The organism is Skermanella aerolata KACC 11604 (assembly GCF_000936425.1).
Classification (GTDB): domain Bacteria; phylum Pseudomonadota; class Alphaproteobacteria; order Azospirillales; family Azospirillaceae; genus Skermanella; species Skermanella aerolata.
In genome coordinates this window covers 1-621 of record NZ_AVFK01000194.1, presented here as the reverse complement: position 1 = coordinate 621, position 621 = coordinate 1, and the positions used below count along the sequence as shown (strand labels likewise).

At 67.5% G+C, this 621-nt stretch carries 1 protein-coding gene; it reads right to left on the bottom strand.

Going from position 1 to position 621, the window contains the following annotated elements; genetic code table 11:
- Positions 1–121 precede the first annotated feature (121 nt).
- Positions 122–621 (bottom strand): DUF808 family protein (locus N826_RS39175; protein WP_044438084.1); only part of this gene is annotated, 500 nt, incomplete at its 5' end.

Sequence of the window (621 nt, the reverse complement as noted above, 5' to 3'; positions counted from 1 at the left end):
GTACAGTGGCTGGTTTCAGAAGATCATGGCATCAGGCCTTTGTGCAAGAGCTCTGCCCGCTCTGACGCTGTCATCAGGCGCAACTGCCTTGATGCTGCCCTGCACTGCCCGCGCATCGCCCTCAGCGTGCTCTCAGCCGCGCAACGACCGGCACGGCCACGGTGTGAACCAGGGGGATCAGCAGCGCGCCGACGACGAGCCCGAACAACCCCGACGCCACGGCCCCACCAAGCCATTCGAGCGCTCCCGCGACAGCTGGGATGGTCTCGCCGGCAGTTTCGGCGATGTCGTGCACCACGTGACCGACACCGGACAGGCCGAATTCCTCCAGGCCGTGGATGATGATGCCGCCGCCGACCCAGAGCATCGCGGCGGTGCCGAGCGTGCTCAGCGCCTTGAGGAAGTAGGGCATGCCGATCACCAGGCCGCGGCCGAGCCTCCGGGTCAAGCCACTCACGGCCCGGTCAGCAGTGCCTGGCACGCCGCCGCCGCCCGGCAGCAGGCCGAGCAGGCTGGAAATCGGGCGATCGTTGTGTGCCAGGGCCAGACCGGCGTCGTCCGTTTTGACGATCAGGGCCACCGCACCGTAAACCACCACGGTGACGCCGATTGCCACGATGG